Here is a 25,058-nt window from a genome sequence, read left to right as displayed (position 1 = left end):
CCGGCGAGAGCCGCTCGCGCGGATCCCGCCGTTCCGGGCTCAGTGCTTTCCGGTGACCTTGTCGACCACGGAGGCGACGCCGTCCTTGGCTTCACCCACGGTGCGCTGGGCCTCGCCCTTGAGTTCCTGGGCCTTGCCCTCGGCCATGAGGCTGTCGTTGCCCGTGACCTTGCCGGCGGCCTGCTTGACGTTGCCGACGGCCTCGTTGGCGAGGCCCTTCAGTTTGTCCGTGGTGCTGCTCATGGGAGACTCCCGATGTGGTGGCGGCCGGTCGGGATGATCGGCTCGAGGGGTGGGACCGGCCGGTCGGAGCGACCGGCCGGGGATCGGTTCAGATGCGACGGGCGTCGTAGCTGTCGGCGAGGGTGTGGGGCTTCGGGGCACCGAGGCGGCCGCCGAAGAACCCGGCGAGGGCGCCGAGGATGAGGGCGAGCGCGCCGTAGAAGGCGCCCTGGGTAGCGGCGGACTTCGTGGCGATGGCCGCGGCCTCGGCCTTCTGCTTGGCGGTGGCGACCGCCTCGTCATACTGCTTCTTGTAGTCCTGGATCTGGGTCTTGGCCTGATCGACCGGGATGCCCTGCGCCTTGGCCAGGGCATCGGCGGCGCGGTTCTCGGCCTGGGCCTTCTGGGCCGGATCACCCGTGAACAGGGCGCGGATGGCGGCGACGGCGGCGTCCTTGGCGGCCTGCGGGTCCTGGCCGGCGGCCTGGTTGCGGACCGACTGCTCGATGCCGTCGAGGGGGTTCGAGATCTTCGACAGGGACGGCGCCGCGGCCTGGGCCGCCGTCTGCACGGTGCCGCCGACGAGGGAGCCGGCGCCGCCCAGCGTGCTGGTCACGCCCGAGAAGGCGCCACCGATGAGGCCGCCGGCCGCCGAGGTCAGGAGGTACAGCACCACGAGGGTGGTGACCGCCCAGGACACGAGGCCGTGCAGGCCTGCCGCGCCCACGACGGGCTTGCCCGAGAGACGCCCGGCGATGAAGCCGCCGGCCAGCGCCGCGACGATGCCGGAGCCGACGAACCAGATGCCCGCGCTGAGGGACAGGGTCGAGGCGGCCGGGTTGTCGGCGGCCGTGGTGCCGACGCTGGACAGGCCGACGCCGACGCCGACCATGTTCAGGATGACCTGGGTCACGAGCGCCGTGACGGCACCGGCGAAGATGGCACCCCACGAAACCTGGTTCAGCAGGACGGCGCGGGTGTCGGCCGAGGCCGGGGCGATGAGAGGGGAAGTGGACACGTGACGGAACTCCAGGGGATCGGCCGAGACGTCGTGTCGGCCGGAAAGTCGGAAAATCGAGACGTCGGAAGAGGATGTCGAAGCGGGCGGTTGAGGTGCCTCGCGAAACGCCCGGTCGCCGCCGATTCAAGCTGCCGACACGGCGGCGCGGCGGGAGGTTCGCGACAGATCCTCAGTCGCGCCCGTGGATGAGCAGGCCGACGCCGTAGCCGAGGAGGCCGGCGATCAGCAGGGCGGCGATGGGATGCTCGCCGACGCGGTGGGACACGTCGCGGCCGCCCTGGCGGAGGTAGCGGCCGCCGTTCTCGTAGGCGTCCTCGGCGCTGTCGTAGACCGCGTCGGCAGCGTGCCGCACGGAGCGCTCGGCCCGGCTGTAATAGTCCTCTGCCGCGTCCCGGGTCTGGCGGGCTCGCTCGCCGACCTCGTTCGAGCTGCCGAGATCGTCCACGGCGTCGCGGACCTTTCCGCCGACGTCGCGCGCGGTCTGTGCGACCCGGTCGGCGGCATCGTGCACCGTGTCCTTCGCCTGCCCGTAGAGGTTCTCGGCGGCGCCCTGGGCTTCGCGCGCCCGGCCCTCAACCGAGTCGTGCTTCGAGCCCGTCAGATCGCCTAGAGCGCTCTGCACCTTGCCGCCGATCTCGCGCGCGGCCCCCGTGATGCGGTTCGTATCGACCATTCTGCTTCTCCGTTGTTGAGGTTGGTGTGGTGCGACGTGTCGTCGACGCTAAGAGTTCGGCGTGGTCTTCGGCGACACGTCGGACTTCGATGATTTCCGTTGATCTCGGCCCTCGGTCTCGACTTTCCCGTCGCCGATCAGCTTGCCGATGGCTTCCTTCACGGAGCCCTTGAGCTTGTCGGAGTCGGGGGAAGTCTTCTGCGTGCTCATGAGGACTTTCGGAAATCGAGGTGGGCCATGATCGTTTGTGAGATGGGAGAGGATTCCGGATCATCAATGGTACAAAAGTACTGGTAGGATAGTTTTTATAATCCAGACTTCGTGAGCGGGAATCCGTTGTTGCGCCCCCAGACGATGGCCTCCGAGCGCTTGTGGACGTCGAGCTTGCGGTAGAGGGCCGCGGCATGGTTGCGGACGGTGTTGCGCGACAGGCCGAGGCGTAGGGCGATGGCCTCGTCGCCGAGGCCCGAACAGATCAGGTCGAGGATCTGACGCTCCCGCACCGTCATGCTGGGTGCGTGGCTCTCGGCGTGATCGCCGCCGGGCTGGCGCAGGTTGGCGAGCTTTTCGATGAGGCCCCGGCTGAACCACGAGGTGTCGGCCATCACGGTCTCGATGGCCTCGAACAGGTCGCGCTCCGAACGCTTGCGCTCGGTGATGTCCTGCAGGACGAGGAGCGCGAAGGTCTCGTCCCCGATCTCCACGCGCTCGGCGGAGACGAGGCAATCGAGGTTGGTGCCGTCCTCGTGGCGCAGGCAGACCTCGAGGCCGAGCACGTAGCCCGTGCGCGCCACGGCCGTCTCGAACCGGGTCCGGGCGGCCTCGTGCACCCAGAGGCCGAAATCGTCGGGCGAGCGTCCCGCGATCCGCTCGGTGGAATACCCGAAGACCCGGCCGAACGCCTCGTTGACGGCGGTGAGCGTGAAGGTGTCGGCCCGGGCCAGCACCGTCGGCACGGGGGTCAGCCGGAACGCCTTGGCGAAGCGTTCCTCGCTCTGGCGCAGGGCCGTCTCGGCCTTGCGGCGCAACTCGAGGTCCGCGAAGGTGAACAGCATGCAGGGCTCGTCGCCGAGCTCGATCGGCTGGCCGGCGACGATGACGAAGCGGGTGTCGCCGTTGGGCAGGTCGAGGCAGGCCTCCATCTGCGGGATGGTGCCGCCCGCGTTGAGCCGGGCGATGGCGAGATCCCGGCTGCGGGCGCCGGCCAGGACGTCGACCTCGTAGACGCTGCGGCCGATGACGGCGTCGCGCGTGTAACCGGTCATCTCCAGGAAGCCGAGGTTGACCTTGACGTGACGCAGGTCTGACAGCCGGCTGATGACGGCCGGGGCCGGATTGGCGTTAAAGGTCTTCTCGAACCGCTCCTCGGCCTCGAACTGCTCCGAGACGTCCTTGAGGATCAGGGCGAGGCAGCTCGGGCTGCCGTCCCGGTCCGTCGCGACAAGGCTGCGCAGGGAATGAACGAAGGCGACGTCCGGCTTGTCGGTGCGCTTCACCTCGACGACGACGTCGTGAAAGCTTTCGCCGGAGACGACCCGCTCGATGGGATACTGATTGGGCGCACGGTTGTTGCGATAGCGCAGGGCGAAACGCTCGCGATAGGCGTCCACGGTGTGCCCGAGTTCGTCGAGGTCCTCCGCGCCGTGCATGGCGAGCGCCGCCGCGTTCGCGTAGGCGATGGTCTGATCGGGCTCGACCAGGATCACCCCCTCGCTGAGGCCGGCGATGATCTGCCGAAGCTCGTGCCTGTCGACGCCCACCGTCACTGTCGAACCGTCTCCCGTCCCCTATCGAACGAGGCCGTAACCGGCGCGCGGGAGGACAGTTCCGGTGCAGTTCGGGGAAAGACTGGTATATTCGGATTAGTGACGTGAACGTGATCGACTAGGACGGCGGCTGTGCCTACCTCGATTGCGGCCTCTCCTCCCGCGAACGTCGGTCAGGCGCACGTTCGGACGGCCGGGAGCGGTGCCGTCCGCGACGCGAATGACGGGAGACAGGGGTGGTCTGTCGCGTGGAGCGATGGACGCCCGACCGGACGCGCGCCCCGGCGGGATCAGTGGGACATCAGGCAGCAAACCGGCGCCTGGGCCAGGAGGTCGCGCGTGACCCCGCCGAAGAACCACTCCCGCAGGCGGCTGTAGCCGTATCCGCCCGTGACCACGAGGTCGGCATCGCGCTCGCGGGCGGTCCACAGCAGGCCCTCGGCGACGCTCCAGCCCGAGGTTTTCGTGACCTGCATGGTCGCGTTGACGTTGTGAAGGGCGAGATACGCGACGACGTCCTCGATCTCCGGACTGTCCTCGCCGTCGGCGACCCGGGCGACCGTGACGACCTCGGCCCGTTGCAGAAAGGGCAGCGCGTCGGCCGTGGCCCGGCGTGTCTGGGCGGTGTTCTTCCACCCGAGGACGATCCGGCGAGCTTCGAGGTGTTCGAGGCCGGGCGGGACCACGAGGACGGGACGGCCCATGCCCATGAGGGCATCGCCGATGCCGACCGCCATGCCGGGGGAAACGCCTTCGTCATCGGCGGGACGGCCGATCACGACGAGGTCCGCGCCCCGCGCCTGTCGCTCGAGGAAGGCCACCGGCCCGGTCAGGTCGGAGCGCCAGACGACGCGGTCGTTGAGGCAGGAAGCCTGCCTGAAGACCTCTTCGCTGCCCGCGAGCCTGTCGAGGGCCGCCCGGCGGATCTCCTCGATGGCGAAGCCCGCCGGGACGATGGTCTCGCCGAAGCCCTGGGGGTATTCCGGCAGGCAGGCCGCGGCCCCGATCAGGCGCGCGCCGAAGCGGTGGGCCAGCTCCGCGGCGAGGCGGACCCGTCTCGCCGCGTTGCGTCCGTCGTCGACCGCGACCATCAGGCTTGCGTAGGACATGGGACCCTCTCCTGCGTCGACGGCCGAAGGCGCTCACCCTGCCGTGGCCAGGGCGGGCGGGCCTTGATCTGCCTCAACGCGGCGCCAGTCCCGGGAGGGAAACAGGAAGCGCGCGCCATCCCGCACGAGGGTGGCGAGGCCATCGATGGACGGTTCGGGGCGTGAGATCACGAAGCGGGGGATGCCGCGCATCGCGTCCCGGAACGGCGACTTGTCCTCGAAGGCCGCGTGGAACCCCGGGGTCCGCAAGGCCGCGATGATGCGCGGCGCGATCCCGCCCGCGAGGACGACGCCGCCCGTGGCGGAAAACACGAGGGCCATGTCGCCCGCGAACCGGCCCAGCAGATGCGTGAAGTGGCGGACCGTCTCGCCCGCGACGGCATCGGTTCCGGCCACGGTGAGAATCTCGGACGGTGCCTCCCACGCGGTCGGCAGCCCCCGCGCCGCCCCGGTGGCCCGGGCCAGCCTGACGAGTCCCGGACCGGAGAGAACCGCCTCCGCCGTGAGCCTGCCCACGGCCGGCAGGAGGCCGGACCACGGCAGGTCGTCGTCGCGCGCGCAGGGACCGAATCCGATATGCCCGGCCTCCGTGGTCTGGATCAGGAAGCGGTCGCCGGCCGGGATCAGGGCGGCCGCGCCGAGGCCGGTACCCGGGCCGATCACGAGCCGTGTGCCCGTTCGCTCGGCCCCCCCGCCGATCCGGACCAGATCGGCGGGGGCGGCCTCGTCGAGGACCGTCAGGACGGCGGCCAACGGGACGTAGTCGTTGACGAGTCTCACGGCGTCGAGCCCGATTGCCTTCCCGATCTCGCAGGGATCGAACTGCCACGGCGCGTTGGTCAGGCGCGTGATGGCGCCGTCCACCTTCCCGGCGACGGCGAGGAACGCGGAGCGCGGCCGGATCGTGGCCCTCCGGTCGCCATAGGCCCGAATGGCCGCGGTCGGACCGGTGAAGTCGGCGGTCTCGACCTTCCAGAGGGGGGACGGGGCCTGCGCCGGGTCCGCCAGAACGGCGAAACGCACGTAGGTGCCGCCGATATCGGCCAGCAACACCGGGCAGGGCAGCATCGCGGCCCGTCCTCCGGCGCCGGCGTTCATGGGGGGCTCAAGAGGGCGCTCACGGGGTCGTCGTCCCTTCGGGCTTGAGGCTGAGGATGTAGTCGATGACGGCATCCATCTCGTCGCGGTCGAGCCTGATGCTCGGCATCCACTGGCGATGGCTCTGCAGGAAGACGTTGAGGGCGAGACCCGTGGTCGACGACATGGCGGCGATGGTCGTGAAATCCGGTCCGATGCGACCCCCGGCCTGCGGTTCCCGTCCGACGACATGGCATCGGCTGCAGAGTTCGACCGCGACGGTCCAACCCCGGGGACGATGATCCGCGTTGCGCTCCACGGCCGCGGCCGGACAAGCCGAGGGGGCGATCGCCAGGGCCCCGAGGACGAGCGCGACGACCCGACCCGACGTCACGTCGGTTCGCCGGACGTCCGTAAGAGCGGGCCGTCGCGCCGGGGTCACGACCTGTCCCCGGTCCGGTCGGCGGCCAGGCCTTGGACATGGACCTCGGCGATGATGCATCCCGGATCGACGACCTCGTTGGCCGGGGCCATGACTTCCAGGCGTCCCCCGACCGGTGAGACGATGTCGTGAAGGGCCTCGCCGATCCGGACGGCCGCCACGGCCTCGCCGGCCCGCACCCTGGCGCCGTTCTCCACGAACCACCGTTCGAGGACGCCCTCCGGCAGCATGCCGGTGGTCCACAGATCCTCGGCGACGCGAATGTCCGCCATATCCGCCTCCCGCGCGCGAAGGCCCGGTTGCCGGGCCGCAGGATCAAGTGACCCATGGACTGCGCAACGGCCTTGATCTGGATCACGGCGAGGGAGCGGCCGGCACACGATGCTGCTGCGAAGACCGGGCCGCCCGAGGGTGGGGTCCGGTCCCCACTCGGGCCGACGCCGTTCGATGGACAGGGCCATGCTCCTCGCCATGACCGCCAGCGTGGTCCTCGTCGTCGGAACGATCCTCGTGCTGTACGAGGTTCTGCGCCTGACCTCGGAGCATCTGGCGGGGCTGCCGATCCCACCCCGGGCACGCATCCTGGTCGTCGTGCTCGCGACGTTCGTGGGGCACACGGTGGCGGTCTGGATCTACGCCGGGGCCTACTGGGTGCTGATGCTCCAGCTCGGGAGCGACGCCTTCGCGGGCGTGCCCGTCACCACCTTTGAGGACTGCCTGTACTTCTCGGTGGTGACCTACACGTCGCTGGGCTTCGGCGATCACTTCCCGATCGGTCCGACGCGGCTGATCTCCGGCGTCGAAGCGCTCAACGGCCTCCTCCTCATCGGGTGGTCTGCCTCGTTCACCTACCTCGCCATGGAGCGGTACTGGCCGCTTCACGGCAAGGCGCACGCCCACAGGGAGGCGAGGGTCTTCGTCGACGCGGCCGCCCCGGAATCCAAGCGCGCCCGCTTCTTCCCGCCGGCCGGCGCACGGGTTGAGGCAGATCAAGGCGCGCCCGCGAATTCGGGAGCCCCTTCCCCGACCGAGGGCGGGACACCGTCTTGCCAAGGCAGAACGGAGGCGGCCCGATGAGGCAGTTCCTAATCACGTTTCACAAGCAGGTCAGCGACGACATGGGCCACGAACGACGCGTGCGCCAGCATCAGGTTGTCGTTCCGGCCGCGTCGGAGGCCTCCGCCCTCGCGGCCGGGCAGGCCTTGTTCTGCGAGGCCGAGGGCATCGTCGACTGGCGGCTTCGCGCCGACGCGTGCGAGGCGGCGGAGGTGCAGGACGAACTCGCGTAGCCGTTGAGGGAGGGAGCGATCATGAGCTACGACCTGACCGAGCCGGTGCACTGGCAGGGTCGGCAATGGGCGGTCACCGCCTACGGCATCGAGGCGCTCGACGGGATGTACCACGTGGCGGCCGCCGAGATCTGGCCCGGCCCGGACGGGACGCTGCCCTGGTTCGATGCCCTCTGCCGCCGCTACGGCACGGACCACGACGACCTCGAGGCGGCCCTCGCGGTCGCCCGCTCGCTCTGGCCTTGCCGCGCCTCTCACGGGCGGGTCGGCGATCCTCATGCCGCATCGAGTACGGTTCGGGCATGACCGGCACGCCGGTCCCGTCGGGCATGACCGGCGTCCCCGTCGCGCCGGCCTGCGTCGACGGGCCGCCCTCCGACGACGACCCGGAATACCCGAGCGCCGCCGTCGGGCCATCGAAGCCGCGCCTCCTCGGCATTCTCGGGCCCGGCCTGATCACCGGCGCCTCCGACGACGACCCGAGCGGCATCGCGACCTACGGTCAGGCGGGGGCGCAATGCGGCTACGGCCTGTGCTGGACCATGCTCTACAGCCTACCCCTGATGGCGGCGGTGCAGATGGTGTCGGCCCGGATCGGCCGAACGACGGGCCGCGGCATCGCCGGGGTGCTGCGCGAGCATTATTCGAACGGCCTGCTCCAGGGCGTGGTGCTTCTGCTTCTCATCGCCAACATCCTCAATCTCGGGGCCGATCTCGGGGCCATGGCGGATGCGCTGAACCTGCTGCTGCCGGGGCCGCGCTGGCTCTATGTCGGCCTGTTCTCGGGCATCTGCGTCTACATGCAGCTCGTCCTACGCTACACGCGCTACGTCGCCGTCCTGAAGTGGCTGACGCTCAGCCTGTTCGCCTATCTCGGCGTGGTGGTCTTCGCCCACGTTCCCTGGGCCGAACTCGGCCTGGCGATCGCCGTGCCGCGCTTCGATCCGGGCGGCGCGAGCCTGACCACCCTGGTGGCCATCTTCGGCACCACGATCAGCCCCTACCTGTTCTTCTGGCAGGCGGCGGAGGAGGCGGAGGACATCCATGCCCACCCGCGCCGCCGCGACCTCGCGCACGCGCCCGAACAGGGACAGGCGGCCCTGCATCGGATCGAGATCGACACCCTGGTCGGCATGACGTTCTCGAACGTCGTCGCCCTCGCGATCATGGTCACCACCGCCACCGTCCTGCACGGGCGCGGCATCACCGACATCCAGACCTCGGCCCAGGCCGCCGAGGCCCTCCGGCCCTTCGCAGGCCCGCTCTCGGCCGGCGTGTTCGCCCTCGGCATCGTCGGGACCGGCCTGCTCGCCGTTCCGGTGCTCGCGGGCTCGGCGGCCTACGCGGTGGGAGAAGCCCGGCGCTGGCCCGTCGGGTTCGGCCGCCGCCTGCTGGAGGCGCGCGCCTTTTACGGGACGGTGGCCCTCGCGACCCTCGTCGGCATGATCATCAGCCTGGGCGCCGTCGATCCCATCCATGCGCTCTACTGGAGCGCCGTCGTCAACGGGATCATCGCGGTGCCGATCCTGTCGGTGATGATGCTGGCGGCCGCGCGCACGGACATCATGGGAGCCTTCGCGATCCGCGGCCCCCTCCGGTGGCTCGGGTGGGCCGCCACCGCCTGCATGCTGCTCGCCGTCGCCGCGATGCTGATCACCGCCCTCCCGTCCTTGCGGTAGATCAAACCCCTCCGGCCTCCCCTCCCCGATCCTCCCCGAACGGGAACCGGAAGGGCACGCCATGTCGGGATCCAGTCGAGCGGCGAGACCGCTCGTGCTCGTGGCCGAACCGCAGGCGCTGCCGGCCATGTGGCTGGAAGACCTCCTGGAGGACGAAGGCTACGACGTTCTCGGCCCCTACGCGACCTGCGAGGCCGCCGTGGAAGGCCTCGAGCGGAACGCTCCGGTGTTCGCGGTGATCAGCGTCGATCTTCGGGAAGGCCCCTGCTTTCCCCTGTCCTGCGCGCTGCGCCGCCGCGGTATCCCGTTCGCGATGGTCTCGGGCTCCCTCCCCGTCCCGCCCCCCTTCGCGGACGTCGCGATCCTCGACCGTCCGTGTCTGGCCGAGGCCATCGCGCAGGCCCTTTCGGCCGAGCGACTGGCGGCCGGTCGGGATGCCGAACCGCTGGCCTGTCCGATGGACGCCATGATCCGGTCCGGCGAGGCCGTTGCGCTGGATCAATGTCCCCCCGCCTGCGGAGGCCAGGATGCCGAGCGCGACCCGGGGCACGGCGATCTGGCCCGGGCTTCACCCTCGAAGGGAGATATCCCATGAGTGACAAGATCCTTCGCCAGGACATCATCGACGAGCTCGACTTCGATCCCAGCATCGGCGCGGCCCATATCGGCGTCGCGGTGGACGACGGCATCGTCACGCTGACCGGGCATGTCGGCAGCTACATGGAGCGCGTGGCGGCCGAGAAGGCGGCCCGGAAGGTTCGGGGCGTGCGCGGCGTGGTCGAGGAGATCAAGGTCCGCTTCGCCGGTGAGGCGCCGCCCCGCGACGAGGACCTGGCGCACCGCGCGGTGCAGATGCTCGACTGGTCCGCCCTCGTGCCGAAGAACGCCGTGCAGGTGAAGGTGCAGAACGGCTCCGTCACGCTCACCGGTCAGGTCGAATGGCAGTACCAGAAGGAGGAGGCCTATCGGGCGATCCGGCGGCTCGCGGGCGTCGCCGGCATCGTCAACATGATCGAGGTCAGGCCGAAGGCGAGCGCGGCCGACGTCCGCTCGAAGATCGAGGCGGCGCTCAAGCGCAACGCCGAGGTCGAGGCGGACCACATCAAGGTGTCGGTCGAGGGCGACACGGTCACCCTCGATGGCTCCGTCCACGCCTGGTACGAGCGCAAGCTCGCCGAGAACGCCGCCTGGTCCGCCTCGGGCGTCCGGGCCGTCGAGGATCGCCTGACCCTCGCCTGACCCGTGAACCGGGGCCGGCCGAGGCGCCGGTCCCGGTCGGTCCATTCGATCTCCGCCGCGAAACGCCCTGTCCGTGTGAGGTCTTCCATGTCCTACGCAAGCATCATGGTCGCCGTCGACCTCGGCGAGCAGTCCCGCGGCCGCGTCCGTCTCGCGGGCCATCTCGCGGACGATTTCAAGGCGCGCCTCATCGGCGTCGCGGCGGAGATGCCGGCCTATGAGGCCGTGCCCGTCGGTCCGACCCTGGGCGGGGGCTACTGCATGGCCTCGGTGCAGGAGGCGGTCGTGAACGACCTCAGGCTCGCGCACGAGAACTTCAAGGAGGCCGCCGGTGTCCGAAGCCGGGTCGAGTGGCGGTCGAACCTCGACGTCCCCCTCGCCTTCCTGACCCGGCAGGCCGCCGCCGCCGATCTCGTCGTCATCGGCCGGGGCGATGACGGGAACCCGCTCCTGTCCGTCCACCCGGGCGACGCCGTCCTGCAGCTCGGCCGACCGGTTCTCGTGGTCCCTCCCAACATCGACCATGTCGAGGCCCGCCGCATCGCCATCGGATGGAAGAACACCCGCGAGGCGCGCCGCGCCGTCTGGGACGCCCTGCCGTTCCTGAAGCGGGCCTCGCATGTCGTCGTCCTGTCCATCGACGACGGGCGCGGAGCCGCCGACAGCCAGGCCCTCCTCGGCTTCCTCCAGGCCCACGACGTCGAGGCCACCGCGGTCCAGAAGGATGCCTACGGGGCCGGGACCGCCGAGGCGCTGGTGGACGCGGCCTCCGAGCAGGCCGCCGACCTGATCGTCACGGGGGGCTACGGCCACGGCCGCCTGCGCGAATGGGCCTTCGGGGGCGTCACCCGGGATCTCCTCGCCAGCTGTCCCGTCTGCTGCCTGATGAGCCATTGAGAGGTGATTCCGGGTGAGAACCGTGGCGCTGCGGCGCTCGCGCGACGCCGAGATCCGCAGGGCCAAGCACGCGGACAGGGATGACCGGAGCCGGACGATGAGCGAGAAGCCCACCCTCATGATCCCGCACGACGGGTACGTCCTCGTGGGGGACGGCCGGAAGGCCCTCATCCTGCGCAACGAGGGAACGGCCCTGGAGCCCCGTCTTCGCGTGCAACGGGTCTTCGAAGCGCCCCCCAATCCACCGACCCACGAGCAGGGAACGGAACGGCCGCCACGGGTCCGATTCGGCGACCGACGCAGCGCCCTCGAGCAGCCGGATTGGCACGAGATCGCCGAGCACCGGTTCGCCGCGACGGTCGCGGCGGCCCTGGACCGGATCGTGGACGAAGGGGCCGCGCTCGTCATCGCCGCCCCGCCGCGGACGCTGTCGGAGCTGCGGCACACGCTCTCCGACCGGGTCAGGGCCGCCGTCATCGCGGACGTGGACAAGGACCTGACCCGGCACACGGTCGACGAGATCCAGCGGCATCTCTGCGGCGGATAGGAACGGATCGCGGAAGGTGCCGGGTGCGTCCCGGTATCAGTGCGCCATGAGAACCGGCAGGCGGGCGTTCTCGATGACGTGGCGGGTGACGCCTCCGAGGAGGAATTCGCGCACCCGGCTGTGGGTGTAGGCCCCTAGGGCCAGCATGGACGCCTTCCGTTTCTCGGCCTCCGTGAGGAGCGCGGCCCCCGCGGGCATGCCTTCGACCGCCGGGAGGGTGACCGCCTCCGCCACGATGCCGTGCCAGCGCAGGTAGCCGCACAGGTCGGCCGCAAGGGTGTCCTCGTATCGATCGGGGCCCGTCCCGGTCTTCGCGTGGATGACGGTCACCCGCGTGGCTTCGCGCAGGAGGGTGATGGATTGCCCGACCAGGCGCGTCGCCTCGAGGCTGCCGTTCCAGGCGATGACGACATGGTGCAGCGGATTGAAGGTCACGGGCGCGCCGATCATCAGGGTTGGGCGTCCGACGGAGAACAGGGCGGTGTCGAGGGCGCGCCCGGTGAAGGGCTGCGCGGGATCGGGCTGGTCGACGATAACGAGGTCGTTGACACGTCCGACGCGCGTCAGGATGGGCTCGACCTCGCCCGCAAGCTCGCCCCAGCTCACGAAGGTGGCGTCGAGGCGCTCGGCCGCCGGCATAAATCCCACCGCCCGGCGCTCGCACCAGGCCTGGACCGCCGACCGGCCCGTGGCCGCGGCCTCCTGCACCCCTTGCTCGATGGCCGTGATGGTCGCGCCGTCAACGGGCACGAGGCTCGCCATGCCGGCGAGGACATGCTGCGGACCGGGCGCCATGAAGCTCACGTTGATGTGCGCGTGCAGGCGTCGGCTGAGGTGAAGCGCGGCATCCAGGCAGCGCTCCGGGTCGAGGCCGGGACCCGTGGGGACGAGGAGGCAGCGCAGGAACATCGCGGGTTCCCTTCACGGCTCAGCGTTCGAGCGACTTGAGATAGGCGATCAGGTCGTCGGCCTGGTCGGGTTCGAGACGAAACTCGGGCATGGTCGGGTGACCGGTGACGATGCCCTCCGCCAGCGCCTCCGCGAGGGACTCGACGGGGTAGCGGGCGTGCAGGTCGCGGAACGGGGGCGCGTCCCGAAAGGGACTCTCGCCCTGCCGTCCGATGGCGTGGCAGCGGGCGCAGTTCGTCCGGGCGATGGTCTCGCCCTGCTTGACCTTGAGGTCCCATGCGGTGGCGGGGCCGGATGCGCCGAGCCAGAGGAGCGCGACCGTCATGGCCGCGCGGGGACCCGAGTGGCAGGAGGCGCGCATCAGTGGCTCATCAGGCAGCAGACGGGCATGGTCTGCAGGATCTCGTGCGTGGCGCCGCCGAAGATCCACTCGCGCAATCGGGTATGCCCGTACGCGCCCATGACGATCAGGTCGGCTCCCTCGCGCTGCGCGAAGCGGAGGATCTCCTCGGACGCGCTGACCGCAGGGCTCGGCAACAGGTGCGTCGTCACGCTGACCCCATGCCCGGACAGGTAGGCGGCGACGTCCTCGGCCCCCTCGCGGTGCGCTCCCGGTCCCACCACCACGACGGGGACCGCATCGGCCCTGCTGAGGAACGGCAGGGCGTCCTGGACCGCCCGGCGCGCCTCGCGGGTGTCCTTCCAGGCCACGACCACCCGCTTGGCCGCGAGGCGCTCGATTCCCGGAGGGGCCACGATGACGGGCCGCCCGATCTCCATCAGGAGCGCGCCGGTGGAGACGCCCATCAGGCCCGGGTCACCGTCCGCCGGACCGTGACGGCCCACCACGACCAGGTCGGCCGCGCGCGCCTGCTCCACGAGGTAGGCCGTCGGTTCGGTCAGGGCCGAACGCCACGCCGTCTTGACGCCGCGCTCGGCTCCGCGCTCGAACACCGCCTTCGCCTCGGCGAGCTGCTCGTTGGCGCGACGATCCTCCTCCTCGTAGACGTGCTGGGCTTCGCGGACGTCGCTGACGGCGATGAGGCCGGGCACCTGACGCGCCGCGACGCCGATCAGCCGCGCATCGAAGCGCCCGGCGATGTTCGCTGCGAGCTGGACCCGGTCCGCGGCGGCGGCCCCCAGATCCAGCGACACCATCACGTTGGAGATCTTCATGATGCGCCCCTCGCTCGCGGGCACCGGCCCGGCGCGGAGACGTTTGCCCGACTCAGGGGCCGCGACATTGATCCATCTCAAGCGACGCGGCGCGGGCGGTGGAATGGTTCGATCGCGCGGGCGGACGCCATAACGCTTCGTCGAGGCGCGCCTGCAACGCGACCTGCCGCGAGCCGAATCCCTTGCTCGAGACCGCCTGCACGAGGACGAACAACGCACCGATATCCAGCGGACGGGATGCGTCCGCGGCGCAACCGCGCTCCCGACCGGCCGCTTTCTTCTGCTTGGCCAGCTTCAGTTCCATCCAACGGGTGGCGAGGTCGCCGCGCTTGCGTCGCGGTACCCAGAACCCCTGCTTCGTCGTCGTCATCTGGAAGCCCCCATTGACCCGGATGCGTGAAGGACCGGGCGTCGGCCCGGATCGAGCGCACAACCTTTCGCGCTGGGCTGGCCAGCCTTGATCCAGCCGGCCTTCAGTCAGCCCTGTCTCGACTCGGACCCGCCTCGGCCCGGCCGTGATCCCGCGCAAGGCGCGGGTTCGATGCCCGCCCGAACGCTACCAGACGAGGCAGAGGCGATCCTCGACCGCCCGGACCCCCGGGGCGGACCACGCCGCGCGCTCGGCGCGTTCGCGCTCGCCCCAGAGCTCGACCGTCCCGTCGAGGATGACCGTGTCCCCCTCGACGCGGACCGTGATGGCCTCGGCGTCCTGGACGGTTCGCTTCAGGGCCGCGAGCACCTTCGCCTTCACGTCCGCCGCGCTCACCGGAGGTTTGACGGCGAGGAGGTTCAGCACGCCCCGGACGCCCGAGAGCTTGCTCAAGGCGGATTGGGCCGCGGCCCGCTGATAGTACCAGGGCACGGAGCCATCGAGGGTGACGTAACCGTGCTCGACCTTGACCCTGATCGCCCCGTCGGGGACGGAGACGTTCCAGGCCAGGACCTTCACGACGCGCGCGGCGAGCTCCTCGTCGCCGGTCTTCTCGTCGGCCGGATAGCGGACCTCGATCGCCTCGACGACGGCGCGAACGCCGCGGACCCGCTGCGCGATCCCCTCCGCGGCGATCTTCTCGGCATAGGTGGCCACGTGGCCGGACAACGTCACGATACGATCCCGGACGGCGACGCCGATATGGGCGGCCTCCACCCTCGGGTCGAAATCCAGCTCCTCCACCACGTGCCGTCGCAAGGTCCCGTCATCCATCGCGTGTCTCCCCCCTGTGGGTCGGCTTGGTTTCAGAGCACGAGCCACAGCATCGCGCAGGTCACCACCGAGGCGACGATGGCGAGGCCGAGGGCCTGCAGGCTGCCGATGCTGCCGTAGCGGTGGCCGTCCGAAACAACGGAGCGGACATCGACCGGGACATCGACATTGTCCGCCCGGACGGTGATCGGCACCCGGATGTGCCGGATCGACCGGATGGAGGTGGAGGTCACGATTAGGGGCATCACCCGCTCCCGTTGTCGATTGTGCGCGCCATGATGCCCATCGAATCGGCGCCCGCCTTGAGCTGGATCAAGGCGGGCCGTCCGGCGCGACGCATCGTCGGGCGGGCCACGGAATTTCGGGCCACGGAACTCGGGACGCCGACATGAACGAGCCGTCAGCAGACGACGTCCGAATCGAGGAAGGGCCCGTCCCCACCGGATGCGGCCGGCGCCCGCCCGCCCCCTTCGTGCCGGGCCCCCTCGGTCCGGACCAGTTGCAGGACATCGATGCCTATTGGCGGGCGGCGAATTATCTGTCGGTCGGGCAGATCTACCTCATGGACAACCCGCTCCTGCGGCAGCCCCTCGATGTCGCCCATCTCAAGCCACGCCTTCTCGGCCATTGGGGGACGACCCCGGGCCTGAACTTCATCTATGCCCATCTGAATCGGGTCATTCGGGCGCGCGATCTCGACATGATCGGCGTCTGGGGGCCCGGTCACGGCGCGCCCGGCCTCGTCGCCAACGCCTACCTGGAGGGCACCTACAGCGAGGTCTATCCCGACGTCGCGCGCGACACCGACGGCCTGTGCCGCCTGATGCGCCAGTTCTCGTTTCCCGGCGGCATCCCGAGCCACGCCTCTCCCGAGCTCCCCGGCTCGATCCACGAGGGCGGTGAACTCGGCTATGCCCTCGCCCATGCCTTCGGCGCGGCCCTCGACAATCCCGGCCTCATCGTCGCCTGTACCGTGGGCGACGGCGAGGCCGAGACGGGCCCCCTCGCCGCCGCGTGGCATTCGGCGAAGTTTCTCGATCCGGCCACCGACGGCGCCGTGCTGCCGATCCTGCACCTCAACGGGTACAAGATCGCGAATCCGACGATCCTCGACCGGATGCCGGAAACGGAGCTGCGCAGCCTCCTTGCGGGCTACGGCTACGAACCGGCCTTCGTCGGGGGGAGCGACCCCGCCCACATGCATCAGGCCATGGCCGCCGCCCTGGATGGTGCCCTTGACGACATCGCGAAGATCCAGGCTTCGGCGCGCGGCGGCGAGACCGAACGTCCCCGCTGGCCGATGATCGTGCTGCGCAGCCCGAAGGGATGGACCGGACCGAAGACCGTCGACGGCAAGCCCGTGGAGGACACCTGGCGTTCGCATCAGGTGCCCGTCGCCGCGGTCCGCGAGAACCCGGAGCACCGGGCAATCCTGGAACGATGGCTGCGCTCCTACCGGCCCGAGGAGCTCTTCGACGGGCAGGGACGCCTGATCGGCCGCCTGGCCGCCCTGGCTCCGGAGGGCGAGCGGCGCCTTTCCGCCAACCCCCAGGCCAATGGCGGCCGGCATCCTCAGCCGCTCCGCCTGCCGGACCTGCGCCGGTACGCGGTCACGGTGCCGGGCCACGGAGCCGCGGCGGCCGAGGCGACCCGGGTGCTCGGGACATTCCTGCGCGACGTCATCGCGCTGAACGCCGAGGCCCGGAACTTCCGCCTCATGGGACCGGACGAGACCACCTCGAACCGCCTCGACGCGGTCTTCGCGGTCACGGACCGGGTCTGGCAGGAGGCGATCCTGCCCAGCGACGACCATCTCGCGCGGCAGGGCCGGGTGATGGAGGTCCTAAGCGAACATCTCTGCGAGGGCTGGCTCGAAGGCTACGTACTGACCGGGCGGCACGGCGTGTTTGCCTGCTACGAGGCCTTCATCCACATCGTCGATTCGATGGTGAACCAGCACGCCAAGTGGCTGAAGGGCGTGCGCGCCCTGTCATGGCGCCGTCCGGTGCCCTCGCTCAACATCCTGCTGTCGTCCCATGTCTGGCGCCAGGACCACAACGGCTTCAGCCACCAGGATCCGGGCTTCATCGACTTCGTCGCCAACAAGCGCGGGGACATCCAGCGCATCTACCTGCCGCCGGACGCCAACACCCTCCTGTGCATCATGGACCATTGCCTGCGCACCCACGACCGCATCAACGTCGTGGTCGCCGGTAAGCAACCCGCCCCGCAATGGCTCGGCCTCGACGAGGCCGCGCGGCACTGCGCGGCCGGCGCCGGGATCTGGGACTGGGCCTCGAACGAGGGCGAGGCGGAGCCCGACGTGGTCATGGCCTGCGCCGGCGACGTGCCGACCCTGGAGACGCTGGCGGCCGTGGATTGGCTGCGGCGGCACGTCCCGGATCTGCGGGTTCGGGTGGTGAACGTCGTCGACCTCATGACCCTGGCGTCCCGCGCCATGCATCCCCACGGCCTCGACGATCCGACCTTCGACGGCCTGTTCACCCGCCACCGGCCGGTGGTGTTCGCCTATCACGGCTATCCCTGGCTCATCCACCGCCTGACCTACAAGCGGGCGAACCACGAGAACCTCCACGTCCACGGGTTCATCGACGAAGGCACGACGACGACCCCCTTCGACATGTGCGTGCTCAACCGGCTCGACCGCTTCCATCTCGCCCTCGCCGCCCTCCAGGCCACGCCACGGCTCGGGGGACGGGGCGACCACGCCCAGCTCATCCTCCGCGAGGTCCTGGACACGCATCGCGAATACGTCCGCCGCACCGGCGATGACCTGCCGGAGGTGAAGGCATGGGTCTGGTCCGGCGGGCAGGCCCCCGATCCACGGGGAACCGGCGCGGACATCGGGCCGCGCGGTCCTTCGGAGCCGGTCCGGCCGGGCGAGACCGTGGACGGCTGGACCATCGTCTCCTGAGGCGGAGCGATGATCCTCGTCCTGAATGCCGGTTCGTCCAGCCTGCGGTGCGCCCTGTTCCGGCCGGGCGAGCCGGTGCCGGCCTGGCGCGCCCACGTCTCCGATATAGGAAAGGCCCCGCGGGTCTCGATCGACGGTGAGGCCGACGACGGCGCGGGGCCACCGGCCCGCGACCATGCCGGGGTGGCGCGATGGCTGTTCGCGCGGCTGCCGGCGCCCCCGTCCGTCGCGGGGCACCGCGTCGTCCATGGCGGCCTGCGCTACGCCGCGCCGGCGCGGGTGGACGCGGAGGTCGTCGGCGCGCTGGAAAGGCTCGTCCCCCTGGCGCCGGCGCACCAGCCCCAGGCCCTGGCCTGCCTGCGGGAGGTCGAGGCGACCTGGCCGGGACTGCCGCAGGTCGCCTGCTTCGACACCGCCTTCCACCGCAGCCAGGACCGGCTCGCGCAACTCTATCCCCTGCCCCGCGACCTCCTCGACGCGGGGCTCGTGCGCTTCGGCTTCCACGGCCTGTCCTACGCCCATGTCGCGCGGAGCTACCCGCAGGGCCGGGTTCTCGCTGCCCATCTCGGGCATGGAGCGAGCCTGTGCGCGATTCGGGACGGGCGCAGCGTGGCCACGACCATGGGGTTCACAACCCTCGACGGGCTGATGATGGGCACGCGCAGCGGCGCCGTCGATCCCGGCCTCGTCCTGCACCTGATCCGTGAGCGCGGTCTGTCGCCGGGCGCGGTGTCGACGCTCCTGAACGAGCGGTCGGGCCTTCTCGGCGTCTCGGGCATCAGCGACGACGTGCGGGATCTCGAGGCGAGCGATGACCCTTCGGCGCGCGAGGCCCTCGACCTCTTCGTCTATCGGATCGTGCGCGAGGCGGGCTCGCTCGTGGCGGCGCTCGGCGGCCTCGACGTCCTCGTGTTCACCGGCGGCATCGGCGAGCACTCCGCCCGGGTCCGTGCCGGCGTCTGCGCCGGCCTCGTCTTCGCCGGGATCGCCCTCGACGAGGCGGCGAACCGCGCGGGCCGGGCGAGCCTCGGCACGCCGGCGACCAGGGTCCTCGTCCGCATCGCGCCCGCCGACGAGGAGCGCGAGATCGCGCTGTCGGTGGCCGATCTCGTCGACGAGGCCGCCCCGAGCCGGATGCGTCTTGATGTGCCTCAAGGCGGGTGACGGCGCCCGCGCTCAAAGGTGAGGACCGTATCAACAGCATCTCGGGAGGGTGGGATGGCGGAGGTTCTTGTGGCCTACTACTCGCGCACGGGGACCACGGAGCGGCTCGCCCGCGCGCTGGCGGACCGCCTCGGGGCCGAGCTCGATCGCATCGAGACGCCGACCTCCTATGCCGGGCCCATCGGCTTCGCGAAGGGGATCTGGCATTCGCTCCGGGGGGTGAGCCCGCCGATCCGCAGAGGGCTCGACCCGAGACGGTTCCGCGTCGTCGTCGTGTGTTCCCCGGTTTGGGCCGGCAGGCTCGCGGGACCGCCGCGGACCTACATCCGGCAAGCGGGCAAGATTCAGCGCCTGTGCGGCGCGGCGGTGTCCGGTGCCGGTGGCCGGCAGGAGCGGTTTTTCCGGGAGATGGAACGACTCGGCGGGCAGGACGGCATCCCCAGACTGTCCCTGGCGCAGCGCCAGGTCGCCGGGGGCGGGTTCGAAGGGCTGCTCGACGCCTTCGTCGAGACGATCCGGGGCGGTTACACCGCAGCCGCCTGAGGGCACGCGACGCTGAACCCCCGCCAGCCCGAGAGATGCCCCCGGATGGTGCTTCGAAGCCGGCCGGGTCAGCCCAGGATGTCCCCGGAGACGTCGCCGCAACCGAGGCCGAGAGCGATCACCTCGGCCGAGGTCCAGGACGCGTCGGGCAGATCTGAGCCGAGCAATTCCCGGTCCGGCAGGTCTCGGCGGACGGTCCCCCGATCGCTGCCCGGCGGCAGCCACCAGGACAGGGATCGGGCCATGGTGTCGGCCCAGGCGAGAGGCAGGTCGAGCCAGAGCGTGCGCCACAGCGCCAGCCAGGCCGGATCGTCCATGGGATGATCCACGCGCGGCGGGGGCACGCCCCGAGCCGGTTCGCCTAGTCCCTGGGAGATGACAAGAGGCATGGCGGTTCTCCTTCAGCTCAGGGCGACGATGCGATCCTCGACGGCGCGGACGCCGGGCACCGACCAGGCCGCCCGCTCGGCGGCATCGCGTTCCGCCCACGCCGTTACCGCGCCCTCCAGGGTGACCTTGTCGCCCTCGACGCTGACCTTGATCGCGTCCGCCTCGAATAGGGCGCTGCGCCGGAACGCCTCCAGGATCCGGTCCCTCACCGCCTTCGGCTGCACGTCGGGCCTGACCGCCACGAGATTCGTGACCCCGGCCACGCCGGACAGTCTGCGGACGGCCGCCTCGGCGCCCATCACCTGGTACTGCCACGGCACCGTGCCGGTGAGCGTGACCCAGCCCCGCGCGACCTTCACCTGGATGGCATCCCCGGGTAGGTGGACGGACCAGGCGATGATGGCGAGCGCCCGTGCGGCGATCTGATCGTCCGCGAGCTTCTTGGCTTCGGGAAGCCGGACTTGGATCTCCTGGGCGATGGCCCGGACGCCCTTCACCCGTTTCACCGCACGCTCGGCCTCGATCTTCTCGGCATAGCTGCCGACATGGCCGGTCAGGGTCACCACGCCGTCCGAGACGGCGACGCCGATGTCGGCGGCGTCGAGGCTGGGATCGAAGTCGAGTTCGTCGAGCACGTCGCGGCGAAGATCCTTGTCGGTCATGGCGTCTCTCCCGTTTGCCGTCGTGGTGGGGGCCGAGCGGACGTTCGAGCCATTCGCGCGCGGGCGCCTTGATCCAGCGCAAGGCCGATGCGGGCCTCTTGGCGAGGGCGACGCCGCCACGGACCGCTATGGGACGGAGGCGCGCGCGGGGGCGTCCGGGACCCCGGCATCGTCGCACGGAGGGGCCTGCCCTTCGAAGGGTTCGCCGAAGGCGATCCGTGGGAGCAGGGTCGCGCGAAGCGTCTCCGGGGGGCGTTCGGCGTCGAGACGCCACCACGTGATGGGTCCGCAATCCCGTTCCGCCTGGGCGACCAGAACCTCCACGGTGGCGTCGGACGGGTCGAGCCGCCGCCCCTCGATCCGGGAGGAGAGCGTGGCCGTCGGGGCTTGCAGCCAGACGCCCTGGAACGGCCGGCCGAGGCCGCTCGCCACCCTCTCCATCGCGCTTCGCTCCGCCGGCCGGTCGAAGACCGCGTCCGCGATCGCGCAATGCCCCGCCTTCAGGACGTTGCCCGCCTCCCGGCGAAGCGTGGCGTAGACCTGCTCCGAGACGGACGCCTCGTAGGCCGCCGCCGGCAGCCGCGTCGTCGCCGCCACGCCGTGCATCCGTTTGCGGATGCGGTCGCTGCTCAGGATGCGGGCCCCGGGCGCGGCGCCAAGCCACGGCGCGAGGAGGGTGGCCACGGTCGACTTGCCCGAGCCGCTGAGGCCGCCGATCGCGACCAGCCCGGCCTGGGCCTCGTCGAGCAAGGATCCGGCGAGATCGAGATAGTCCCTGGCCTCCGTGAGCTTCTCCGCCCGCTCCCCCGCGCCCGCCCCTTGCGCCTGCACGGCCGTGACATGCGCGCGGATGGTGGCGCGCAGCGCCATCAGGACCGGCAGCAGGCCGATGCCGTCCGCCTCGTCGGCCTCGTCGAGGTAGCGATTGAACAGGAGGTTGGCGAGGTCGCGCCGCTCGCGGTGCCAGAGATCCATCAGCACGAAGGCGAGGTCGTACAGCACGTCGATGGTGGCGATGGCCTCGTCGAACTCGATGCCGTCGAACGGGGTCGGGACTCCGTCGAACAGGCAGATGTTGCGCAGGGTGAGGTCACCGTGGCAGCGGCGTACCTTTCCGGCGGCGCGCCGGGCATCGAGCAGCGCCCCGTGCCGCAGCAGGGCGTAACGGAAGCGGCTCGCGAGGTCGTTGGCTTCGCCGTCCGTCGTAAGGCACGACGCGCGCAGGGCCTTGTCGTTCAGGTCGACGAGCGCGGCCATGGCGGCGGCCCCGCCGTGCCTGTGGCTGATCTCTGCCTCGGCATGGAAGACGGCGATGCGATGGGCCAGCGTGGCGACCAGCTCCGGTGTCAATCGGCCGGTCCGAACCATGGCGTCGAACAGGTTCTCCTGCGGAAACCGGTGCATCTCGACGACGGCGTCGACGAGGGGGCCGGGGCCGTCGAAGGCGAGGCTTCCGTCCGGCTCTCGCGTGATCGCGCGAACGCCGACATACAGGGAGGGCGCCGTGCGGCGGTTGAGGTCGAACTCGGCCCGGCACATCGCCAGCCGTCGTTCGGCCGACGAGTAGTCGAGGTAGGGGAGGCGCACGGCCGTCTTCAGCTTGAAGGCGCGTCCACGGCCGAGAAACACCCGTGAGATGTGCGTGCGGATGACCGTGACCGCCGGTTCGCCTCCCGCGAGCGCCCGCGTCAGGAAGTCGGCGACCTCTGCTTGATCCTCGCTCGACATCATCGGAACTCAGCAGCACCAGATCGTGATTCCGTGCCTCAGAGTGTCTCACAAGACTTCCGTCTCGCCGTCGTGTTCGCTGCGTGCCCGATGGCGCGACGGGTGTCTCGTGAGAGACACCTATGCCTCCACCACCCGGCCGATGCGGGACCGGCGCAGACTGACCTGGCGGCCGCCCGTGCGCAGCAGGGCACCGTCCTCCTCCAGTTGCGTAAGGGTGCGCGACACGGTCTCGATCGTCAGCCCGAGATAGTCGGCGATGTCCCGGCGGGTCATCGGGAGGACGAAGGTGCCGGTCCGGCCGAGGCGCTCGTCGACGTCCATGAGAAAGGCCGCGACCCGTTCGACGGCCGAGCGTCGACCGAGGAGCAGCATGTGGTCCTGGGCGTAGCGCAGGTTGCTCGCGGCCATCCCCCAGAGCTGGCAGGCGACCTCGGCGCTGCGGAGGGCGGCGCGCTCGACGCTGCGCCGCATGAAGATCACCACCCTGGTCTCCGACAGGGCCTCGGCGGTGTGCCGGTGGGCCTCGCCCTGCTCGAAGCCGAACAGGTCTCCCGGCAGGTGGAAACCGGTGATCTGGCGACGACCGTCGCTGAGCACCTTATGGGTCCGGACGGCACCCTCGACCACCTTGTAGACGAATTCGGCTTGCTCGCCCTCGCCGTAGATCTCCTCCTCGCGTCCGTACGAGAAGGGCGTTCCGACGAGGTCGGGGCATCCCGGGAAGAGGCCGATGCCCTGGGAGGTCGCGGCGGAGGCGCGAAGGCCCGGGACGGGATGAGGCGGTGTCTGCAACGCGCTGTCGGAGGCCATCGGTTCGCTCCTCGTCCAAATCGGATGCGAGGAGATTGGCCAGGAAGACGGCGGGACGAAATTCTGGGTCGTCTCTTAAGGAGAGTTCCGTAAGGGCAACCCCGTAAGGCCCTTCCCGGACGCTCCGCACCGCCAACCGCCATGGACATCCATGCCCCGACGGGGCGGGCGCCACGACGCGGGCGAGGCCCGCCGCGAGCGCACCGGCACGGGCGTGCCTTGCGACGGGTGCAGGCGATATCAGACGGAGTAGGCTTCCGGTGACCGGTAGAGTCGCCACAGCTCGACCCCGGCCAGGATCGCGACGAACAGGCCGATCACCAGGTGCGCGCCCATGGCGTACTCGGAATCCGTGAAACCGAACGTCCAGGGGGCCGCGGCTACCCAGAGGCCCAGGGCGAGGTTGAAATACTCCTCCCAGTCGTAGGACTTGCCGAGGGCGAACATCGCCACGACGGCGATCGCCGCACCGCTGATGAGGGCGTTGCGGGCGGCCGCGGTCTCGACGCCCAACGCGAGGTACCAGGGTGTCAGGAACAGGAAGATGCCGAGAAAGACGTTGAGGCCATTCAGGACCGCGTCCTCGGCTCGGTTCTCGATGGTGCGCATCGACTTCTCCTCGGGCAGGCAGGGATCGTCGGCGGCGGCAGGTGGCCCGCCACCTCACCCGCGGAAGGATGCTGCGCGCAAGGGGGCATCACCTTGATGCATATCAAGGATGCTTCCGATGCGATGTGGAGATTTCGTTCAGGGTGGAGACAATAAGGCCAAGTCGTCTATCTTTATTCTTCGATAGTAAATCGCTCGATTTGATTTGGGTCAACGCGTCCCTGTCGGGTATCCGCACGGTTGCCTGCGAGGCCGAACCCGAAGACTGGATCGACGCTCCGGACACGCCGCGCGGGGGCGCCTTGCCACGACTCCGACGGCGGCCCCAGCGTCCGGCGTCGGGGCTCGTGCGTGGCACGCCACCGGTGCCGAGGCGGCGACGTTTTCGCCGGACATGACCGAGGCGGCCTCCCTCGAGGCGGCTCGATGCGGTGAAGCCGGGGTCCTTGGCGGCTCCGGCATCGCCTTCCCGCCCGCGCCTGCAGGACGCGTCAGATGCCGGACACATCGCTCACGCCGATCTTCTATCGTGTGTTCCAACGCCGACATTACCCGGGACTGTGCTGCGCCGTCCGGGACAGCATGCCGATCCCGTACTTCGTCCGCCCCGTCGCATGGAATTTCGGCACGACCGTCTACGAGGGCGAAAGCCTTCCGTTCGGCTTTCAACCCGCCCCGGCAAGGGAGGCCAGCGCGGCGTTCGGCTATTATCTGTTCCATCATCCCTGTGAGACCCTGACGCCGCGGCACTGCCGGCCCTGGATCGGGATGGACCGGACCCACGGGGATCTTCGACCGACCAGCTCACCTGCCGCATGAGCCGACTTGCCCGCGCCCAGGGACACGACCCGGTTCGAAATGCGCTCGCCTCGGAAGCCGAGCCGGGTGTCCCGCCGTCCGGCCGAGTGGGAGACTCCTTCGCCGATCGATGACAACCGACATCCCCGCCCAGGTCCCGCCCGCC

32 protein-coding genes are annotated in these 25,058 nt (G+C 70.3%); 12 read left to right on the top strand and 20 right to left on the bottom strand.

Going from position 1 to position 25,058, the window contains the following annotated elements; translation table 11 throughout:
• Positions 1-39 precede the first annotated feature (39 nt).
• The 9 genes from MFF01_RS17520 to MFF01_RS17480 form a co-directional block, all read right to left on the bottom strand.
• Positions 40-243 (bottom strand): CsbD family protein, encoded by a 204-nt coding sequence (locus tag MFF01_RS17520; protein WP_238227389.1) that lies wholly within the window; start codon positions 241-243, stop codon positions 40-42.
• An 88-nt stretch (positions 244-331) separates the two neighbouring features.
• Positions 332-1,240, bottom strand: a complete 909-nt coding sequence (locus MFF01_RS17515) for a PhnA-like protein (RefSeq protein WP_238227388.1) — start codon at positions 1,238-1,240, stop codon at positions 332-334.
• Positions 1,241-1,412: 172 nt separating this feature from the next.
• Complete coding sequence (locus MFF01_RS17510; protein WP_238227387.1) at positions 1,413-1,916, bottom strand: CsbD family protein; 504 nt, start codon at positions 1,914-1,916, stop codon at positions 1,413-1,415.
• A gap of 48 nt (positions 1,917-1,964) precedes the next feature.
• Positions 1,965-2,126, bottom strand: coding sequence for a CsbD family protein (locus MFF01_RS17505; RefSeq protein WP_238227386.1), 162 nt, complete (start codon positions 2,124-2,126; stop codon positions 1,965-1,967).
• A 95-nt stretch (positions 2,127-2,221) separates the two neighbouring features.
• A complete protein-coding gene (locus tag MFF01_RS17500) occupies positions 2,222-3,682 on the bottom strand; it encodes a helix-turn-helix transcriptional regulator (RefSeq protein WP_238227385.1) in 1,461 nt (486 codons plus the stop codon).
• A gap of 290 nt (positions 3,683-3,972) precedes the next feature.
• Positions 3,973-4,791: a universal stress protein gene (locus MFF01_RS17495; RefSeq protein ID WP_238227384.1), complete on the bottom strand. Its 819-nt coding sequence runs from the start codon at positions 4,789-4,791 to the stop codon at positions 3,973-3,975.
• Between the two features lie 33 nt (positions 4,792-4,824).
• Entirely contained in the window at positions 4,825-5,889 is a 1,065-nt protein-coding gene (locus MFF01_RS17490; RefSeq protein ID WP_238227383.1) for a glucokinase, read from the bottom strand.
• Between the two features lie 19 nt (positions 5,890-5,908).
• Positions 5,909-6,262 carry a c-type cytochrome gene (locus MFF01_RS17485; RefSeq protein ID WP_238227382.1) on the bottom strand — a complete coding sequence of 118 codons (354 nt, stop codon included), beginning with the start codon at positions 6,260-6,262 and terminating at the stop codon, positions 5,909-5,911.
• A 44-nt stretch (positions 6,263-6,306) separates the two neighbouring features.
• The gene (locus tag MFF01_RS17480) at positions 6,307-6,582 is read right to left on the bottom strand and encodes a biotin/lipoyl-containing protein (protein WP_238227379.1); all 276 of its coding nucleotides are present in this window, start codon (positions 6,580-6,582) and stop codon (positions 6,307-6,309) included.
• A 187-nt stretch (positions 6,583-6,769) separates the two neighbouring features.
• Between MFF01_RS17480 and MFF01_RS17475 the strand changes: the two genes are divergently transcribed.
• The 8 genes from MFF01_RS17475 (at position 6,770) to MFF01_RS17440 (ending at position 11,961) form a co-directional block, all read left to right on the top strand.
• Entirely contained in the window at positions 6,770-7,387 is a 618-nt protein-coding gene (locus MFF01_RS17475; protein WP_238227378.1) for a potassium channel family protein, read from the top strand.
• The gene (locus MFF01_RS17470) at positions 7,384-7,599 is read left to right on the top strand and encodes a hypothetical protein (RefSeq protein ID WP_238227377.1); all 216 of its coding nucleotides are present in this window, start codon (positions 7,384-7,386) and stop codon (positions 7,597-7,599) included. Before MFF01_RS17475 ends, MFF01_RS17470 begins: the two co-directional genes overlap by 4 nt.
• 21 nt (positions 7,600-7,620) lie before the next feature.
• The gene (locus tag MFF01_RS17465; RefSeq protein ID WP_238227376.1) at positions 7,621-7,905 is read left to right on the top strand and encodes a hypothetical protein; all 285 of its coding nucleotides are present in this window, start codon (positions 7,621-7,623) and stop codon (positions 7,903-7,905) included.
• A 23-nt stretch (positions 7,906-7,928) separates the two neighbouring features.
• Complete coding sequence (locus tag MFF01_RS17460; RefSeq protein WP_238227401.1) at positions 7,929-9,278, top strand: NRAMP family divalent metal transporter; 1,350 nt, start codon at positions 7,929-7,931, stop codon at positions 9,276-9,278.
• A gap of 61 nt (positions 9,279-9,339) precedes the next feature.
• Positions 9,340-9,873: a response regulator gene (locus tag MFF01_RS17455; protein WP_238227375.1), complete on the top strand. Its 534-nt coding sequence runs from the start codon at positions 9,340-9,342 to the stop codon at positions 9,871-9,873.
• A complete protein-coding gene (locus MFF01_RS17450; RefSeq protein ID WP_238227374.1) occupies positions 9,870-10,517 on the top strand; it encodes a BON domain-containing protein in 648 nt (215 codons plus the stop codon). The genes MFF01_RS17455 and MFF01_RS17450 overlap by 4 nt, the downstream gene beginning before the upstream one ends.
• An 87-nt stretch (positions 10,518-10,604) precedes the next feature.
• Positions 10,605-11,414 carry a universal stress protein gene (locus tag MFF01_RS17445; RefSeq protein ID WP_238227373.1) on the top strand — a complete coding sequence of 270 codons (810 nt, stop codon included), beginning with the start codon at positions 10,605-10,607 and terminating at the stop codon, positions 11,412-11,414.
• A 97-nt stretch (positions 11,415-11,511) separates the two neighbouring features.
• A complete protein-coding gene (locus MFF01_RS17440) occupies positions 11,512-11,961 on the top strand; it encodes a host attachment protein (RefSeq protein WP_238227372.1) in 450 nt (149 codons plus the stop codon).
• 36 nt (positions 11,962-11,997) lie between these two features.
• Here MFF01_RS17440 and MFF01_RS17435 read toward each other — a convergent pair whose 3' ends face one another.
• From MFF01_RS17435 to MFF01_RS17410, 6 genes are all read right to left on the bottom strand, one after another.
• On the bottom strand, positions 11,998-12,870 hold the full coding sequence (locus MFF01_RS17435; protein ID WP_238227371.1) for a universal stress protein: 873 nt from the start codon (positions 12,868-12,870) through the stop codon (positions 11,998-12,000).
• A gap of 19 nt (positions 12,871-12,889) precedes the next feature.
• Positions 12,890-13,231 (bottom strand): c-type cytochrome, encoded by a 342-nt coding sequence (locus tag MFF01_RS17430; protein WP_238227369.1) that lies wholly within the window; start codon positions 13,229-13,231, stop codon positions 12,890-12,892.
• The gene (locus MFF01_RS17425; RefSeq protein ID WP_238227368.1) at positions 13,231-14,046 is read right to left on the bottom strand and encodes a universal stress protein; all 816 of its coding nucleotides are present in this window, start codon (positions 14,044-14,046) and stop codon (positions 13,231-13,233) included. The genes MFF01_RS17430 and MFF01_RS17425 overlap by 1 nt, the downstream gene beginning before the upstream one ends.
• Before the next feature lie 52 nt (positions 14,047-14,098).
• Positions 14,099-14,416, bottom strand: a complete 318-nt coding sequence (locus MFF01_RS17420; protein ID WP_238227367.1) for a hypothetical protein — start codon at positions 14,414-14,416, stop codon at positions 14,099-14,101.
• A 186-nt stretch (positions 14,417-14,602) separates the two neighbouring features.
• Positions 14,603-15,250, bottom strand: coding sequence for a BON domain-containing protein (locus tag MFF01_RS17415; RefSeq protein WP_238227366.1), 648 nt, complete (start codon positions 15,248-15,250; stop codon positions 14,603-14,605).
• Positions 15,251-15,282: 32 nt separating this feature from the next.
• Positions 15,283-15,495, bottom strand: a complete 213-nt coding sequence (locus MFF01_RS17410) for a hypothetical protein (protein WP_238227365.1) — start codon at positions 15,493-15,495, stop codon at positions 15,283-15,285.
• Between the two features lie 143 nt (positions 15,496-15,638).
• Here MFF01_RS17410 and MFF01_RS17405 point away from each other — a divergent pair, with 143 nt between their 5' ends.
• The 3 genes from MFF01_RS17405 to MFF01_RS17395 are packed head-to-tail and all read left to right on the top strand — an operon-like array spanning position 15,639 to position 19,892.
• On the top strand, positions 15,639-18,185 hold the full coding sequence (locus tag MFF01_RS17405; protein ID WP_238227364.1) for a phosphoketolase family protein: 2,547 nt from the start codon (positions 15,639-15,641) through the stop codon (positions 18,183-18,185).
• A gap of 9 nt (positions 18,186-18,194) precedes the next feature.
• The gene (locus tag MFF01_RS17400; RefSeq protein ID WP_238227363.1) at positions 18,195-19,349 is read left to right on the top strand and encodes an acetate/propionate family kinase; all 1,155 of its coding nucleotides are present in this window, start codon (positions 18,195-18,197) and stop codon (positions 19,347-19,349) included.
• A 54-nt stretch (positions 19,350-19,403) separates the two neighbouring features.
• Positions 19,404-19,892, top strand: coding sequence for a flavodoxin family protein (locus MFF01_RS17395; protein WP_238227361.1), 489 nt, complete (start codon positions 19,404-19,406; stop codon positions 19,890-19,892).
• 68 nt (positions 19,893-19,960) lie between these two features.
• Here the strand turns inward: MFF01_RS17395 and MFF01_RS17390 are convergent, their stop codons facing one another.
• From MFF01_RS17390 to MFF01_RS17370, 5 genes are all read right to left on the bottom strand, one after another.
• Complete coding sequence (locus MFF01_RS17390; RefSeq protein WP_238227359.1) at positions 19,961-20,281, bottom strand: hypothetical protein; 321 nt, start codon at positions 20,279-20,281, stop codon at positions 19,961-19,963.
• Positions 20,282-20,293: 12 nt separating this feature from the next.
• The gene (locus MFF01_RS17385; RefSeq protein ID WP_238227357.1) at positions 20,294-20,944 is read right to left on the bottom strand and encodes a BON domain-containing protein; all 651 of its coding nucleotides are present in this window, start codon (positions 20,942-20,944) and stop codon (positions 20,294-20,296) included.
• A 126-nt stretch (positions 20,945-21,070) separates the two neighbouring features.
• On the bottom strand, positions 21,071-22,672 hold the full coding sequence (locus tag MFF01_RS17380; protein WP_238227400.1) for a bifunctional aminoglycoside phosphotransferase/ATP-binding protein: 1,602 nt from the start codon (positions 22,670-22,672) through the stop codon (positions 21,071-21,073).
• 120 nt (positions 22,673-22,792) lie between these two features.
• On the bottom strand, positions 22,793-23,485 hold the full coding sequence (locus MFF01_RS17375; RefSeq protein WP_238227356.1) for a helix-turn-helix domain-containing protein: 693 nt from the start codon (positions 23,483-23,485) through the stop codon (positions 22,793-22,795).
• A gap of 240 nt (positions 23,486-23,725) precedes the next feature.
• The gene (locus MFF01_RS17370) at positions 23,726-24,094 is read right to left on the bottom strand and encodes an SPW repeat protein (RefSeq protein WP_238227355.1); all 369 of its coding nucleotides are present in this window, start codon (positions 24,092-24,094) and stop codon (positions 23,726-23,728) included.
• A gap of 495 nt (positions 24,095-24,589) precedes the next feature.
• On the opposite strand from MFF01_RS17370, the gene MFF01_RS17365 reads away from it, so the two are divergent.
• The gene (locus tag MFF01_RS17365) at positions 24,590-24,913 is read left to right on the top strand and encodes a hypothetical protein (protein ID WP_238227354.1); all 324 of its coding nucleotides are present in this window, start codon (positions 24,590-24,592) and stop codon (positions 24,911-24,913) included.
• The last annotated feature ends 145 nt before the right edge of the window (positions 24,914-25,058 follow it).

It is taken from the genome of Methylobacterium adhaesivum, from assembly GCF_022179065.1.
Taxonomy (GTDB): Bacteria; Pseudomonadota; Alphaproteobacteria; order Rhizobiales; family Beijerinckiaceae; genus Methylobacterium; species Methylobacterium adhaesivum.
Note: the sequence above shows the minus strand (reverse complement) of the source record. Positions and strands in the feature narration are given on the sequence as shown.